Below are 16,853 nucleotides of genomic sequence, written 5' to 3' on the forward strand. Positions count from 1 at the left end.
TTGTTGTCGTTTGTCATCGCTCTCCCCTAGCCGAGCTCTTTGTCCAGTAGCGCGAGAAGGTCTCCCGCCGAGGCCGAACTGATCTGGTCGACGATGCCGACCGGTGCTCCGGCGCTCACCAGCGAACGGACTCGGCCCTGCAGCTCGCCGAGCAGAGTGGAAATCGTGTTCTTGTCCTCGTCCCCGAGTTCGAGGAACGCCTCCTCCAGCCGGGCGCCCAGTCCGTTGATCTCCTTGGCCAGGTGATCGGCCGGAGATTCCGGGGCAGCACCGGAGTCGGGGGTGATACGCGCGTTCAGGAACTGCGCGAGGGCGGTGGGGTTCGGGTGGTCGAACACCAGCGTGGAGGGCAGCTTCAGGCCGGTCACCGCCGACAGCTTGTTCCGCAGCTCCAGCCCGGTGAGCGAGTCGATCCCCAGTTTCCTGAACGTCGCAGCCGCAGTGATCCGCCGGGCGTCCGGGTGGCCGAGGACGATCGCGGTCTGCGCCCGGATGGCATCGAGCAGCACCGCCTCCGCTTCCGCCGGCGCCAGCGAGGCCAGCTGCTGCGCGAGTGCGCTGTCGGTGGACTCCCGGTTCCCCGGGCCGCCGGATCCGGCGCCGGTCCCGGTCAGAGCGCGCAGGAGCGGTGAAGCCGCGCCCGGAGCGGCGAGGTTCAGCCGCGCCGGCACCAGGACCGGCTCGTCCAGCGAGATCGCCGCGTCGAAGAGCGCGAGGCCCTCCTGCGACGCCATCGGCAGCACGCCCTGCCGCTGGAGGCGTACGACGTCCGTGTCGCCGATGTCGGCGACCATCTCGCTGCGTTCGGCCCAGAAGCCCCAGCACAGCGAGGTGGCCGGCAGGCCCTCGGCCCGACGGGTCTCCGCGAGGCCGTTGAGGAACGCGTTGGCCGCCGCGTAGTTGGCCTGTCCTGCCGTCCCGAGCACGCTCGCGATCGAGGAGAACAGCACGAACGCGGACAGGTCCAGATGGCGGGTCAGCTCGTGCAGGTGCCAGGCACCGTTCACCTTGGGCGCGAGGACCGTGTTCACGCGGTCCTCGGTCAGCGCCTCGACGACTCCGTCGGCCAGCACGCCCGCGCAGTGGATCACCGCGGTCAGCGGGTGCCCGGCCGGCACCGCGGCGATGAGCTCCGCGACGGAGTCACGGTTCGCGACATCGCAGGCCACGACCTCGACCTGGGCTCCCGCCCCGGTCAGCTCCTCCTGCAGCCCTGCCGCCGCCGGGGCCGCCAGGCCCCGCCTGCTGGTCAGCACCAGCCGGCGCACGCCGTGCCGCTGCACGAGGTGGCGGGCCAGCATCGCGCCCAGGCCGCTGGTGCCACCCGTGATCAGCACCGTCCCGGACCCGAGAGCGGGAAGGTCCTCCGCCCCGCCGAGGGCTCCGGAACCGGCGGACGCACCGTGGGCGCGGGCCAGTTCCGGCGTGGTCACCTCGCCGGCTCGGATCTTGAGCTGGAGTTCTCCGGTCCCGGCCGCCGCGGGGACGCGGGCCCACGAAGCGGGCCGGCCGTCCGTGTCCACGAGCGTGAACCGGCCCGGGTTCTCGGTCTGCGCGGTGCGCACGAATCCCCAGACCGCGGTCGCCGCGGGGTCGGGGTGGGCCACTTGGTCGTCGCGGATCGCGTCCTGCGTCACGACGACCAGACGGGATTCTGCGAACCGGTCGTCGGCGAGCCAGTCCTGCGTCCACCGCAGCACACGGTGGAGGTTCCGCTCGACGGCGGCGGGTGTGTCAGCGCCGTCCGTGCCGGTCCGGCCGATGCCGGCGATGACGATCGGGGGGATCGCGCTGCCGGAGGCGGCGAGTTCCCCGAGGCCGGCGAAGACCTCTGCGCCCTCTCCCAGGTCCGCGGCGACCGCGGCGGGTTCGCCCAGCACCGCGTACCGGCCCGTCGCGTGACCGGAGGGGACCGTGAGGGGGGCCCAGTCCACCTGGAACAGCGCGTCCTGGTGGTCGAAGCCCAGCGCGGTCAGCTTCTGGACGTCCGCGGGCCCCAGGGTCAGCGATTCGACGCCGCCGACGGGGGCTCCGCTTCGGTCCGCGATGGTCACGGACAGCGCGTTCTCCCCCACGGGTGCGAGACGGACGCGCAGCACGGCCGGCTCGGCGGGGTTCACGCGGATGCCGGTGCAGCGCAGCGGCAGCCAGCCCTCGGGCCGGGAGTTGTCCACGAACTGCCCCAGGCCGACCGGGAGCAGCGCGGCGTGGAACAGCGCCGGGTGGATCCGGTACCGGCTGCGGTCCGCGCCGTCGGCGGCGGGCAGCTCCACCTCCGCGAACAGGGCGTCGCCCTGGCGCCAGACCTTCTGCAGGCCGCGGAACAGGGGCCCGTAGCCGAAGCCGAGGGCGGACAGCCGGGCGTACTCGTCCTCGAAGGGTACGGCGACCGCGCCCGCGGGAGGCCACGCGACGAGGCTTTCCCGCGCGGGGGTGCGTCCGGTGTCGGACCCGACGACGCCGACGGCGTTGCGCGTCCACCCGGTGTCGCCCTCGCCCCGGGAGTGCACGCTGATCACGTTCTTGCCGTCGACCACGACGCGGATCTCGCGCTCGGCCGTCCGGGAGAGCACCAGCGGCGTTTCCAGGGTGAGTTCGTCGACGACGTCGCCCCCCGCCTTGTGCGCGGCCCAGACCGCCATCTCCAGCAGCGCCGTTGCCGGCACCAGGACGGCGCCGTGGACCACGTGGCCGGCGAGCCAGGGGTGGCGCTCCAGGGACAGGCGTCCGCTGCCCACCACGCCGCCGTTCTCCCCGTCATCGGGCAGATCGATCACGGCGTCGAGCAGAGGGTGGTCCGACGTGCTCCCGGCGGTGGTGGTCTCGCCGGGTGCGTTCAGCCAGTAGCGCTGGCGCTGGAAGGCGTACGTGGGCAGCTCGACCCACGGGCCGTCCCAGTCCTGGAACGCGTTCTCCCACGACACGTCGACGCCTGCCACGAAGGCCTCGGCCGCCGACCGGTGGAAGCGCGCGAGGCTGCCCTCGCCGCGGCGCAGCGTGCCCACGGCGGCGGCCTCGACGCCCGCGCTGTCCAGGGTCTGTTCCACACCGATCGTCAGTACGGGGTGGGCGGACGCCTCGACGAAGAAGCGGAAGCCCTGTTCGGCCAGTGCCCGGGTCGCCTCCTCGAAGCGGACCGTCCGGCGCAGGTTGGTGTACCAGTACTCGGCGTCCATGCAGGTCGTGTCGAGCCAGTCGGCCGTCACGGTCGAGAAGAACGGCACCTCGGCCGTACGCGGCCGCAGCCCCGCCAGAACCCGGCGCAGTTCGCCGTCGATGGCCTCCACGTGCCGGGAGTGCGAGGCGTAGTCCACCGGAACCCGGCGGGCCCGCACCTCGTCGGCCTCGCAGGCGGCCAGCAGGGCATCGAGCTCGGCCACGTCGCCCGACACCACGACGGACGAAGGCCCGTTGACGGCCGCGACCGACAGCCCGTCCGTCAGACGTGCGCGTACGTCTTCCACCGGGAGCGCGACCGACACCATGCCGCCGAGCCCGGACAGGGCCAGGATCGCCTTCGAGCGGAGCGCCACCACCTTCGCGGCGTCCTCGATCGACAGGGCGCCGGCGACGCACGCGGCCGCGATCTCGCCCTGGGAGTGGCCCACGACGGCCGCGGGCTGCACCCCGTACGAGCGCCACACCTCGGCCAGCGACACCATCACGGCCCACAGCACGGGCTGTACGACGTCCACCCGTTCCAGCGCGTCGGCATCGCCGAGCACGTCGTGGAGGGACCAGTCGACGTGCGGGGCCAGCGCGTCCGCGCACTCCTGCATGCGGCGCGCGAACACGGGGGAGGACTCCCACAGCTCGCGCCCCATCTCGACCCACTGCGACCCCTGGCCCGGGAACACGAACACCGTCTTGCCCACCGGCTTCGCGACTCCGGACACCACACCGGCGGCGCCGCTCTCGTCACCCGCGGCAGCGGCGGTCAGGGCAGCGAGCAGCTCGTCCCGGTCGGCGCCGATGACCACCTGGCGGTGGTCGAAGAGGGATCGCGTCGTCACCAGCGAACGGCCCACGCCCGCGAGCGGGAGGGCCGCGTCCGCGGCCACGCCGTCGCGCAACCGCAGCGCCTGCTCCCGCAGGGCTTCTGCCGACCGCGCCGACAGCACCCACGGCACCGAGGCGGGGGCCGGAGGGGCCGTGGCCTCCTGCGGTGCCTGCTCGGGGGTCTCGGGTGCCTGCTCGAGGATCAGGTGCGCGTTGGTGCCGCTGATGCCGAAGGCGGAGATGCCGGCCCGCCGGGGGCGTCCGGGTGCGCTGGTCCACTGACGGGCCTCGGTCAGCAGCTCGACCGCACCCGATGTCCAGTCCACGTGCGTGGACGGACGGTCCACGTGGAGGGTCTTGGGCAGCACGCCGTGGCGTATCGCCATGGTCATCTTGATGACGGCGCCGACGCCAGCGGCCGCTTGTGTGTGGCCGATGTTGGACTTCAGGGAGCCCAGCCACAGCGGGCTGTCCGCTTCGCGGTCCTGTCCGTAGGTGGCGAGCAGCGCTTCCGCCTCCATGGGGTCGCCCAGCCTCGTACCGGTCCCGTGCGCCTCCACCGCGTCCACGTCGCTCGCCTGCAGCCCGGCATCGGCCAGGGCTGCCCGGATGACCCGGCGCTGGGCCAGTTCGTTCGGCGCGGTGAGGCCGTTGGAGGCCCCGTCCTGGTTGGTCGCCGAGCCGCGGATCACGGCGAGGATGCGACGCCCGTTGCGCTGAGCGTCCGAGAGGCGCTCGAGGACGAGCATGCCCGCGCCCTCGGAGAAGCCGGTGCCGTCTGCCGCGTCGGCGAACGCCTTGCACCGTGCGTCGTCCGACAGGCCGCGCTGGCGGCCCATCTCCACGAGCAGGCCCGGGGTCGGCATGGCCGACACCCCGCCGGCCAGCGCCAGGGTGCACTCCCCGGACCGCAGGGAGCGGACGGCCTGGTGGACGGCTACGAGCGAAGACGAGCACGCGGTGTCGGTGGACACCGCCGGGCCCTCCAGGCCCAGTACGTACGCCACCCGGCCCGAGGCGACGCTGGGGAGCGTGCCGGTGAGCTGGAAGCCCTCGACCTCGCCGGATGCCGCGCCGCCCATCCGCGGGCCGTAGTCGGTGGTGTAGATGCCGGTGAACACGCCGGTCGCCGTGCCGCGAAGTGCGGCCGGGTCGATGCCCGCCCGCTCCAGCGCCTCCCACGACGTCTCCAGCATCAGCCGCTGCTGCGGGTCCATCGCGAGCGCCTCGCGCGGGCTGATGCCGAAGAACGGCGCGTCGAACTCCGCGAGGTCGTGCAGGAACCCGCCCGAGCGCGTGTTCGTCGTCCCGGGCACCTCGGGATCCGGGGAGTACAGCGCCTCCACGTCCCATCCGCGGTCCGACGGGAACTCGGTGATCGCGTCCACACCCTCGGACACGACTCCCCACAGCCCTTCGGGGGACGTCACCCCACCAGGGAAGCGACACCCCACACCCACGACCGCGATGGGCTCGCGAGCGGACTCCTCCAGCTCGCGCACCCGCTCGCGCAGGTCCTGCGCATCGCCGACGGCGCGTCGCAAGTAGGACCGGAGCTTGTCGACATCCTCCACCAGGGCCTCCCCCAACCAATGACTCAGAAGAACAGGTGTGGCTACACGTAGCCGCGTTCGATCATTTCGTACAAATCGTCATCACTGCGACTTTCCAGACTCGGGCTCTCCAGGCCCGGGATCTCCGGATGCGCAGCCACCACCGTTTCCGGGACCTCGGTCGCCTGCGGCTCGAGGAGGGAGAAGACGTGGTGGGCGAGCTTCTCGGGAGTGGGGTAGGTGAACGCGACGGTGGCCGGGAGCCGCACTCCGGCCACCGCGGCGAGCCGGTTGCGGAGCGCCACGGCCATCGAGGAGTCGAATCCCAGCACCTTGAAGGTCTCGGTCGACCTCGCCTCGAGATAGGCGAACGTCCGGTCCGCGTCCTTCGCACTCAGCAGCGCCGCCGTTTCGGCGCACACGAGGGTGAGGACCGTTGATTCCGAGCCCAGATACGCTGCCCTGGTGCTCGCGTCCGGTCCGCTCGGCTGCGCGGCGGGGCTGTTCGTGGCTCCGGTGTCATCGGCCGCTGTCAGCCAGTACCGCTGCCGCTGGAACGCGTAGGTCGGCAGGCCGATCCGGCGCGGCCGGTCCGCGGTGAACACCGCCTTCCAGTTCACCGGCACACCGCGTACGTGCAGTTCGGCCAGCGACGCCAGGACCTGGCCCGCGCTCCCGTCGCGCTTGTGCAGGGTGCTCACCACCACCGGCGGGGTAGCCAGCGCGTCGGCGGCCTCCTCCATCGCCACCTGGAGCACGGGGTGCGGGCTGACTTCCACGAACACGCCGCCGTGGTCCTGCATCAGGCCTTCGACCACCTCGCCGAAACGCACCACCGAGCGCAGGTTGTCGTACCAGTACGAGGCGTCGAGCACGCGGGTGTCGAGCAGTCCGCCGGTGACCGTGGAGTGGAACCTCACCGCCGACTCCCGCGGCGAAAGACCCGCGGTGTCCTCGAGCAGACGGTCACGGATGGCTTCGACGTGGTGGGAGTGGGAGGCGTAGTCCACCTTGACCCGGCGCACCCGGACGTCGTCGCCGGCCGCCATGGCGGCGAACTCGTCCAGTGCCGCGCCGTCTCCGGCGATCACCACCGAGGCCGGCCCGTTGACGGCGGCCACGGAGAGCCTCCCCGACCACTGCTCCAGCCGGTCGTGGACCCATGCGGAGGGCGCGGCCACCGCGCTCATCCCGCCGCCCAGGCCGGCCAGGTCGATCAGTGCCCGGCTGCGCAGGGCGACGATCCGGGCCGCGTCCTCGAGCGACAGCGCGCCCGACACGCACGCCGCGGCGATCTCGCCCTGCGAGTGGCCCACGACGGCGTCGGGGACCACGCCGAGGGAGCGCCACACCTGCGCCAGCGACACCATCATCGCGAACAGCGCCGGCTGGACCACGTCCACCCGCTCCAGCGAGGCGGCCGACTCCGCTCCGGTCAGCGCGTCCACCAGGGACCAGTCCACATGCGGGGCCAGGGCCTGCGCGCACGCGTCGATCGAGCGCGCGAAGACCTCCGACTCCGCGTACAGCTGCTTGCCCATGCCCAGCCACTGCGACCCCTGACCGGGGAACACGAAGACGACCGGGCCCAGCGGCCCCGCGGCCACCCCGCGAACCGCCCGCGCCGAGTCACCGCCCGCCGCGACCAGGTCGAGACCGGCCAGCGACTCGTCGCGGTCACCGCCCAGCACCACTGCCCGGTGGTCGAACACCGACCGCGTCGACACCAGCGAGTGCCCCACATCGGCCGCCGACAGCGACGCGTCCGCGGCCACGAGCTCCCGCAGCCGCGCCGCCTGCTCCCGCAGCGCCGCCTCCGACCGTGCCGACAGCACCCAGGGCAGCACCCCGGAAACGCCCGTGGAGGTCGGGGCCCCGTCCGTGGCACGGGGTTCCGTCCGCGCCTCGGGGGCCTGTTCGAGGATCACGTGAGCGGTGGTGCCGCCCAGGCCGAACGACGACACGCCGGCGCGGCGCGGCCGCTCGGCCGTCCCCGGCCAGGGTCGCGCGGCCCGGACCACCTCGAAGTCCTCGTGGAAGTTCTGGATGCCAGGGTTCGGGGCGCGGAAGTTCACGCTCGGGACGAGGTGGCCGCGGTCCACGCAGAGCGCCGCCTTCACGAAGCCGACGAGTCCGGCGGCCGGCTCCAGGTGCCCGACGTTCGCCTTCACCGATCCGATCGCCAGGGGACGGCTACGGCCCGTCTCCCGGAACACCTCGCGCAGACCGGAGACTTCGGCGGGATCGCCCATCCGTGTGCCGGTGCCGTGGGCCTCGACGTAGTCGACGTCGTCGAACGCAACACCCGCGCGTGCGAGAGCGGACAGCACGGCCGAGGCCTGCCCGGTGGGGCTGGGGTCCGGCATCCGGCTGGACGCGCCACCGCTGGCGACGCCCCAGCCGCGCACCACCGCGTAGACGTGGTCGCCGTCGGCTACGGCGAGGTCGAGCCGCTTCAGCAGGACGAACGCCCCGCCCTCTCCCCGGACGAAGCCGTTGGCCCGTTCGTCGAAGGGGAAACAGGTGCCGTCGGGAGACAGGGCACCCAGGTTCGCCAGGCCGAGTCCCGCTTCCGGGTCGACGACCAGCTCCACGCCGCCGGCGACGGCCATGTCGACCGCGCCGCTGCGGATCCGGTCGCACGTCAGCGCCAGCGACACGAGTGAGGAGGACTGGCCCGAGTCCGCGCAGAAGCTCATGCCGCGGAGGTCGAACAGGCTCGAGATCCGGTTCGCGATCAGCGCACCGCTCGAGCCGAGCGCGGCGTAGTGGTCGTCCTGGTCGCTGCCGGACCGCTTGCGCAGCAGCTCGTACCCGGAGGGCCCGCTGCCGACCACGACGTCGATCTCGCAGCCCGCGAGCGCGGCCGCCGGGATCCGGGCGTCTTCGACGGCCTCCCAGGCGAGCTCCAGCCCCAGCCGCTGCACGGGGTCCATGGCGGCCGCCTCCGCGGCACCCGTTCCGAAGAACTCCGCGTCGAACCCGTCGATGGAGTCGAGGAACGAACCCGAGTTCAGGGTGTCGGCGTCCGGGTGGGACATGTGGTTCGAGTCGGCCGCCCGGTGCTCGGGGAACTTTCCGACGGTCGACTCCCCGTCGAGCAGCAAGCGCCAGAACTCACCCGGATTGTTCACACCGGGGAAGCGGCACGACATCCCGATGACGGCAATATCGGCGGCTGCGCCACTCATACGAATTCCTTCCGGTTGCCTCGGCATACGGCTCTTACGGGCTGCACTGCTTTCACCGCCAACAGGTCAACAACTTCTGCAGCTCGTCCGGCGCGTCCATGAAGTCGTAGTGGCCGCCTTCGACGACCCGGAATTCGACCGAATCCGAGTACTGACGCCACCCTTGGAGCTCGTCGAGGCTCACGTCGGGGTCGTCCTGCCAGTGCAGGACGACGATGGGGCAGTCCACCTTGACCGGCTCCGGCCGCCGGTACGCGCCCGCGGCTGCGTGGTCGCGGAGCAGCACGAACATGCCCATGTCGATCATGTCGGGCCGCGGCTCGATCCCGCGGCTGCGGAGGAACGACTCCAGCTCGGCGCGCAGCTCGGGCTCGGACATGGTGAGCATCCGGTCGCGCGAGGCGTCGTGCGGGGCCGGCTGGCCCGACACGACGAGGCAGTCCGGGCCGCGCAGGCCGAGTTCGGCGAGCCGGAGCACGGTCTCGTACGCCGGCATCGCACCCGCGCAGTGCGCGAAGAAGGCGTACGGGCGGTCGAGCAGCGGCTCCAGCGGTCCGACCAGGCTCGCGGCCAGGTTCTCGTAGGTGCCGTAGTGCGGGTGGCCCAGCCGGTTCTCGCGGCCGGGGAACTGCACCGGGCAGATCTCGACGTCGTCGATCGCGGCCGGCCAGGCGCTGAACGCCGAAGCCCCGGACCCGGAGAAGGGGAAGCAGAAGATCCGGGCGGGGTGGTCGGCGGACGGCGGCCGGACGAACCACGGCGAGGCGGCGGTGGTGGAGCCGGTTGTCATGGCGTCTACCGTTTCTTGCCGACGATGGGGAGGTGGGTCATCCCGGCGATGAAGTACGACCGCAGGTGCTGCGGTTCGCCGGCGAGCTCGATGGATTCGAAGCGCTGGAGCAGCTCCTCGAAGAAGATGCGCAGCGTCATCCGGGCCAGCGGCGCCCCGATGCAGAAGTGCGTCCCGAACCCGAACGCGGCCTGGCGCTTGGCGCCTTCGCGCGTGATGTCGAACGTGTGCGGGTCGGGGAACAGGGACTCGTCCCGGTTGGCCGAGCCGATCCACGCGACGACCGCGCCGCCGGCCGGGATCACGCCCCCGCCGATCTCGACGTCGTCCACCGCGTACCGCATGAAGTTGCACGCGGCCGAGGTCCAGCGCAGCCCTTCCTCGACCAGGTTCGGGACCAGCGACAGGTCGGCCGCCGCCTTCTCGTACTGCACGGGCCGCTCGATGAGCGCCTGCACGGTGCCCGAGACGGTGTGCGGCGTCGTCACGTTGGCGCCCAGGAGGATGCTGTAGCCGTCGAGGGCGATCTCCTCGTCGGAGAGCGGCGTGCCTCCCGGCGCGACGCTCATGAGGTGGTGGAGCAGGCTCTCGCCCTCCTCGCCGGTCGCCCGGCGGGTCTTGACCCACTCCTTGACGTACGTGACGAGCTCGTGGTGGGAGATGGCCAGGGTCGCGGCCTCGCTGCCCATCTGGAAGTGCGGGTCCGAGGGAGCCGTCACCATCGCGGTCAGCTGGACGAGCTCTGCCCAGTCCTTCTCCGGGATGCCCAGGAGCGGGCCCGTGACCATCGCCGGGAGGAGCAGCGCCTTCTCGGCCAGGTCGAAGGTCTCGCCGTCGAGCGCCGGCTGGAGGAAGCCCACGACGGTGCGCCGGATCGAGTCCTCCCAGGACTTCACGGCGCGCGCGGTGAGCTTGGAGCCGAGCGGCCGGCGGACCTCGGTGTGCCGCGGCGGGTCGGTGGACGTCATCAGCACGCCGGCGGCGACGTCGTCCGTCCCGAGGTGGGTGGGCACGGTGCCGCGCTCGGAGGTGAACTCCCGGTGGTCGCTGAGCACGCGGCGGACGTCCTCGTAGCGGGTCACCGACCAGAACTCGCGGCCGTCCGGCAGGACCTGGTGGTGCAGGGGCGCCTCGGCCCGCATCACGTCCCAGATCGGGTGCGGATCGCCCGACGTGTAGAGGTCCAGGTCGAACAGGTCGACGCTGTCGAGGTCGATGTCGCGCCCGGGACCAGGCGTCAACCTCACGCCGCCGCCCTCCCCTGCTCGATCAGCTCGGCGACCCGGGCCGGGGTCTGTGCCAGGTAGAAGTCGCGCACCGACAGCTGGACGCCGTAGTTCTGCGACACCTGGTCGATGATCTTGATTCCGGTCAGCGAATTGCCGCCGAGCGTGAAGAAGTCGTCTTCCACCCCGACCTCGGGGCAGTCGAGGAGTTCCCTCCACAGCTCGGCGATTTCCTGCGCCAGCGTCGATTCCATTGCCACTCTTTCCTTCCTCCGCCACCACGACCACTGGGGCCCTTTGCGCTGTCCCGCCGGCGAGACAAATTCTTTGAATGGCCGAATCGAGTGTCGCGTGAATGCGCGACCGCTCACACCGTGTTGGTGGTCTCCGGTGCTCTCCGGCCGCTGGGGTTGAGCGTGGACCGGCGAGCCTGCACGCGACGCCCCTGTCCCGCCGGCGGGACAGGACAAGTTCGCCGGCGGCTCGTGCCGCCCGGCACCGACGTTCCTTGACCGGCTGATCCGCGTTCAGTGAACGTGGACGTGATTTAACGACGTTAGAGGCGCACTGGAACAGAGGGGGCAACGACGTGGGAAACACCGGCTTCGACACGGACGTGGTGATCGCGGGCGCCGGGCCGACGGGCCTGATGCTCGCCTGCGAGCTGCGGCTGGCGGGCGCCGACGTGGTGGTGGTCGAGCGGCTCGCGGAGCGGACGGGAGAGTCGCGGGCCGGCGGGATCCACTCCCGCACCCTGGAGGTGCTGGACCAGCGCGGGATCCTGGACCGCTTCCTCGCGGTCGGCGAACTGCAGCCGGTGGGCCACTTCTCCGGCCTTTATCTGGACTTCGACGAGTCGGAGTCCAGGCACCCCTACCCGCTGATGATCCTGCAGTCCGACATCGAGCGGCTGCTGGAGGAGTGGGCCGCCGAGCTCGGCGTGCAGGTCCGCCGCTCGTCCGAGGTGAGCGGGATCCAGCAGGACGAGGACGGCGTGACGGTCGGGCTGGGCACGGCGGACGCGGCTCCGGCGACGCTGCGCGCCCGCTACCTCGTGGGCTGCGACGGCGGGCGCAGCACGGTGCGCAAGCTGGCGGGCATCGACTTCCCCGGCACCGAGGCGACGATGACCGCGCTGATCGGCGACGTCGAACTCCCCGATCTGCCCGAGGACTACGTCTGGGTGCGGCGCTGCGCGGGCGGCGACTACTCGGCGATCGCCTTCGAGCCGGGCTGGTACCGGGTGATCACCTCCGAGTACGACCGCGTCGCGGACCGCGACGAAGCCCCGACGTTCGAGCAGCTCCGGGAGTCCCTGATCCGGGTCGCGGGCACCGACTTCGGCATGCACAGCCCGCGCTGGGTCTCCCGGTTCAACGACGCCGCGCGGCAGGCCGCCGAGTACCGGAAGGGCCGGGTGCTGCTCGCTGGCGACGCGGCGCACATCCACTTCCCGGCCGGCGGGCAGGGGCTGAACATGGGCGTGCAGGACGCGGTCAACCTCGGCTGGAAGCTCGCCTCGGTGGTGCGCGGCCAGGCGCCCGAGAGTCTGCTGGACAGCTACCACGCCGAGCGGCACCCGGTCGGGGAGCGCGTTCTGCACAACACCCGGGCACAGTCGGCCCTGGCCCGCCCCGGCGCACAGACGGACGCGCTGCGCGAGGTGTTCGGCTCGCTCATGGTGTTCGACGACGTCAACCGGCAGCTGCGCCTCATGCTCACCGCGCTGGACATCCGGTACCCGGTCGACGTCGACCACCCGCTGGCGGGCCGCCGGGTCCCCGACGCCGACCTCAAGACGCCGGAAGGCACCATCGGCGTCTACGACCTGCTGCACGCCGGCCGCCCCGTACTGCTCGACCTGAGCGGCAGCGCCGCGGTGGCGGCGGTCGCCGGGGGCTGGGCCGATCGCGTCGACCTCGTCGAGGCGCGGAGCGAGGACGACCAGTGGGCCGTCCCCGCCATCGACCAGGTACCGGCTCCCGCCGCGCTCCTCATCCGCCCCGACGGCCATGTCGCCTGGGCGTCGGACGGCGGCACGCCCGACACCTCCGCGCTCCGGACCGCCCTCACCACGTGGTTCGGTCCGGCCCGGCAGGGCTGAGGGACGACATGACGGCGGCCGCCAAGACCCGTTCGGGGTCTTGGCGGCCGCCGTCCGTCATTCAGCCAGCTTGCGGTTGATGACTTCGAACACTTCCGCAACGGCCGCGGGCATGTTCATCTCGTGGTGCGTGGCGTGTACGTCGTGCACCTCGATGGAACCGGTGACGTACGGCCGCCACAGGTGGGCGTACTGCTCGTCCTGGAGGGTCGCGCTGAAGAACAGCACGTCACCGCCGTAGACGGGCGACTCGAACGTCATCATGAGGTTCGAGTTGTTGGCCAGCACCTTGGACATGGTGTCCAGGAACTGCTGACGGTTGTCGGTGCCGATGTACTGGCCGAAGAAGTCCTCGAGCTCCGACCGGTATTCCGCCAGGGTCTTGTTGGCGTGGATCTCCGTCCACCCGTGCCCGCCGGGCTGGGAGTCCAGGATGGCCACGAGGGCGATCTCGTGCCCGAGCTTGTCCAGCGCATCGGCGACGGCCTGGACGACGGTGCCGCCGTAGGACCAGCCGACCAGGTGGAAGGGCCCCTCCGGCTGGATCTTCAGCATCTCGTTGACGTAGTCGTCGACCATCTCCGCCACGGATCCCACCAGCGAGTCCACGCCGTCGGAGCCACGGGACTGCAGGGCGTACGCCTTCCGGTCCTGCACGTGCGTCACGAAGCTGAAGTACGCCCAGCCCAGCCCGCCTCCCCCGTGGAAGAACCACATGGGCTCCTTGCCCGTGCCGGGGTCGCTGTTCAGCGGCAGCACGACCGCGAACGGGTCGTCGTTGTCCATGGGAGTGCCTATGAGCAGCAGCGAGGCCAGCTCGGCCACCGTGGGGAACTTGATGATCGTCCTGATGGGGATCTCGACGTCGAACTCCTTGCGGATGCGGACGCTGAGCCGGGTGGCCAGGAGCGAGTGCCCGCCGTGCGTGAAGAAGTTGTCGTGGATGCCGACCTTCTCCCGGCGGAGCAGCTCGGCGAAGAGGGCGCACAGCTTCTCTTCGTGGGCGTCGCGCGGCTCGCCGCCGATCACGGCGGGCGTGTGCTCCGCGGGCAGTGCCCGCCGGTCGAGCTTTCCGTTCGGGGTCAGCGGGATCTCCGCCAGCGGGATCAGGGCGGAAGGCACCATGTACTCCGGCAGACGCCCGCGCAGGTGCTCGGACAGCTCGGCGAGCAGCCGGCCGGCCGCCTCGTCGTCGTGGCTCCCCTCGGCCGCCCGGACACCGGAACCGGCCGCCGGCACCACGTAGCCGACGATGCGCTTGTCGCCTTCGCGGTCCTCGCGCACCACGACCACCGCCTGCGCAACACCGGGGTGGCGGGCCAGCGCGTTCTCGATCTCGCCCAGCTCGATGCGGAAACCCCGGACCTTCACCTGGTGGTCGGTTCGCGCGATGTACTCGAGCTGACCGTCCCGGTCCCACCGCACCAGGTCCCCGGTGCGGTACATCCGCGCACCGGCAGGGCCGAACGGACACGCCACGAACCGCTCCGCGGTCAGCTCCGGCCGGCCCTGGTACCCGCGGGCCACCCCGTCACCGGCGATGTACAGATCGCCCTGCACCCCGCGCGGAACCGGCCGCATCCGCGAGTCGAGCACGTACACCTGGGTGTTCCCGATCGGCGTCCCGATCGGCGGCGCACCGGCCCCCGCCTTCACGGGCGCCATGGTCGACCACGTCGTCGTCTCGGTCGGGCCGTACCAGTTGCCCACTTCGACGGCCTGCTCCGACAGCGTCTCGGCCAGCCGGGCCGGCACGGCCTCGGCGCCGGTGATGATCCGCAGGCCCTGCGCGGCGTTCGGCTCGTGCGTCAGCAGCATCTGCCAGAACGCGGGCGTGGCCTGCACCACGGTGACCCCGTGGCGGCGTATGAACGCCATCATGGCCGACGGGTCGGTGACGGTGTCCTTCTTCGCCATGACCATGGTCGCGCCGGCGACGAAGGGGAGGTACAGCTCGGTGTTCGCCATGTCGAACGACACCGTCGTGCTGAACAGCATCCGGTCGGCGGGCGAGAGCGGGAACCGCCGCTGGGTGGAGGCGATGAAGTTCGCGAGCGCGCCGCGCGGGACCGCGACCCCCTTCGGGGTGCCCGTCGACCCCGATGTGTAGATCACGTACTGGGTGTTCTCCGGACGGACGGCCACCTCGGGTGCCACATCCGGATACTGCGAGCAATCCGCGCCGGCCAGTGTGCCGGCATCGAGCACGAGTACCGGGTCCACCTGCTCGAGGATGAAGTCGATCCGGGAGCGCGGGTGCTCCGGGTCGAGAGGAACGTAGGCTCCGCCGGCCTTCAGCACCGCCAGCAGCGCCACCATCAGATTCACGGTCCGGGGCAGGCACACGGCGACCAGCGATTCGGCCCGCACGCCGCGGTCGGCCAGCCAGTGCGCCAGCCTGTTGGACCGCGTGTCCAGCTCCCGGTAGGTGAGCGATTCGTCCTCGCCGATGACGGCGAGCGCCTGGGGTCTCTCTTCGGCTTGTCTTCGCACGGCGCCCACCAGGCCCTGCTCCAGGGTCGGCTCGACGGTGTCGTTGACCTCTTCGAGCAGCCGTTCCCGCTCCCCCGCGATCAGTACGTCGATGTCCCCGACGCGCACGCCCGGGTCGACGACCAGCTGCTCCAGGACGCGCGCGAAGCGGGCGGCCATGGCCTCGACGGTGTCCCGGTCGAACAGCTGGGTCACGTACTGGATGTCGCCCCGCAGCGCCCCCGACTCGTCCAGGGCCATGCTGAAGAACAGGTCGACCATGGCCTTCGTGGTGAGGGCCTGTACGAACTCCACGTCGAGCCCGGGGAACTCGAGGACCGGCTTCTCGAAGTTCTGCCAGCCGCACATCACCTGGAACAGCGGCCGGTACGCCGTGGAGCGGTCGGGGTTGATCGCCTCGACCAGCACGTCGAACGGCACGTCCTGGTGCTCGTAGGCCGCCAGCGCCTTGTTCCGCACCTGTGCGAGCACGTCGGCGAACGACGGGTTCCCGGAGAGGTCCACGCGCAGGACCAGGTTGTTGACGAAGCACCCGATCAGATCGGCCAGCGCCTCGTCGGTCCGCCCGGCGATCGGGGTGCCGAGCTGCACGTCGTCCCCGCCGCCGAGCTTGCTCAGCAGCACCGCCAGCGCGCCGTGCATGACCATCGCCATGGTCGTTCCGCGGTCGGCCGCCAGCTTCTCCAGCCCGGCCGCCACCTCCGGCTCCAGGCGGAAGCCGACCGTGTCGCCGTGGGTGGTCGCTTCGACGGACCGCGGGCGGTCCAGCGGCAGGTCCAGCGGCTGCGGTACCCCGTCCAGTTCGTCGCGCCAGTACGCGATCTGCGCCGCGCCGAGGCTGTCCGGGTCGTCCAGTTCGCCGAGCACCTCGCGCTGCCACATCGTGTAGTGCTGGTACTGGACGGGCAGCGGCTCCCACTGCGGCGCCCCGCCGTCCTTGCGGGCGGCGTAGGCGGCGGCCAGGTCCCGTGCCAGCGGTGCGCCCGAGCTGCCGTCCGTGGCGATGTGGTGGATGACCAGGACCAGGACGTGCTCCTCGGGCGAGCAGCGCAGCAGGTGCGCCCGGAACGGGATTTCGACCGCCAGGTCGAACCCGTGCGCGACGGCCTCGTCGATCGCGCCGGGCACGCCCTCGGACGCCACCTCGACCACCGACAGCCGCGTCTGCTCCGAGGCCTCGGCCATCGGCAGGATCCGCTGGTGGGGCTCGCCCTCGCCGTCGGTCACGTACGTGGTGCGCAGGATCTCGTGCCGGTCGACCACGTCGCTGATCGCCGCGGCGAGGGCGCCCTGGTCCAGGGGGCCGGTCAGCCGCAGCGCCGACGGCATGTTCCAGGTCTCCCCGCCCTCCAGTTGGTGCATGTACCAGTAGCGGCGTTGCGCGAATGACAGCGGAACCATTGCTTCACTCCTTGAGGATCGTCTGGCTCAGGCCTCAGGGGACGCGAGCAGCCGATTCCTCCGCCCACGCAGCCACCTGTGGCAGGTCGAAGAACG

General features: G+C 71.6%; 6 protein-coding genes and 1 pseudogene. 1 reads left to right on the forward strand and 6 read right to left on the reverse strand.

The annotated features are described in order from the left end of the window. Positions 1 to 26: 26 nt before the first annotated feature. The 5 genes and pseudogenes from ACZ5WG_RS29220 to ACZ5WG_RS29240 form a co-directional block, all read right to left on the reverse strand. Positions 27 to 5,528, reverse strand: a pseudogene (locus tag ACZ5WG_RS29220) (type I polyketide synthase); the annotation flags it as partial. Between the two features lie 86 nt (positions 5,529 to 5,614). Further along, positions 5,615 to 8,743, reverse strand: coding sequence for a type I polyketide synthase (locus ACZ5WG_RS29225; protein WP_468727041.1), 3,129 nt, complete (start codon positions 8,741 to 8,743; stop codon positions 5,615 to 5,617). 52 nt (positions 8,744 to 8,795) lie between these two features. Then, on the reverse strand, positions 8,796 to 9,533 hold the full coding sequence (locus tag ACZ5WG_RS29230; RefSeq protein WP_468727042.1) for a thioesterase II family protein: 738 nt from the start codon (positions 9,531 to 9,533) through the stop codon (positions 8,796 to 8,798). Positions 9,534 to 9,538: 5 nt separating this feature from the next. After that, a complete protein-coding gene (locus tag ACZ5WG_RS29235; RefSeq protein ID WP_468727043.1) occupies positions 9,539 to 10,780 on the reverse strand; it encodes a cytochrome P450 in 1,242 nt (413 codons plus the stop codon). Next, positions 10,777 to 11,013 carry a phosphopantetheine-binding protein gene (locus tag ACZ5WG_RS29240; RefSeq protein ID WP_266674336.1) on the reverse strand — a complete coding sequence of 79 codons (237 nt, stop codon included), beginning with the start codon at positions 11,011 to 11,013 and terminating at the stop codon, positions 10,777 to 10,779. Before ACZ5WG_RS29240 ends, ACZ5WG_RS29235 begins: the two co-directional genes overlap by 4 nt. 335 nt (positions 11,014 to 11,348) lie before the next feature. Between ACZ5WG_RS29240 and ACZ5WG_RS29245 the strand changes: the two genes are divergently transcribed. Further along, positions 11,349 to 12,863, forward strand: coding sequence for an FAD-dependent monooxygenase (locus ACZ5WG_RS29245; protein ID WP_468727044.1), 1,515 nt, complete (start codon positions 11,349 to 11,351; stop codon positions 12,861 to 12,863). 57 nt (positions 12,864 to 12,920) lie between these two features. Here the strand turns inward: ACZ5WG_RS29245 and ACZ5WG_RS29250 are convergent, their stop codons facing one another. Next, complete coding sequence (locus ACZ5WG_RS29250) at positions 12,921 to 16,757, reverse strand: non-ribosomal peptide synthetase (protein WP_468727045.1); 3,837 nt, start codon at positions 16,755 to 16,757, stop codon at positions 12,921 to 12,923. Positions 16,758 to 16,853: the final 96 nt, after the last annotated feature.

It is taken from the genome of Streptomyces sp. NPDC032745 (assembly GCF_055579465.1).

Bases quoted from the DNA above. Each gene is read 5' to 3' on its own strand.
- ACZ5WG_RS29250 (WP_468727045.1), bottom strand. From the start codon at position 16,757: ATGGTTCCGCTGTCATTCGCGCAACGCCGCTACTGGTACATGCACCAA.
- ACZ5WG_RS29225 (WP_468727041.1), bottom strand. From the start codon at position 8,743: ATGAGTGGCGCAGCCGCCGATATTGCCGTCATCGGGATGTCGTGCCGC.
- ACZ5WG_RS29230 (WP_468727042.1), bottom strand. From the start codon at position 9,533: ATGACAACCGGCTCCACCACCGCCGCCTCGCCGTGGTTCGTCCGGCCG.
- ACZ5WG_RS29240 (WP_266674336.1), bottom strand. From the start codon at position 11,013: ATGGAATCGACGCTGGCGCAGGAAATCGCCGAGCTGTGGAGGGAACTC.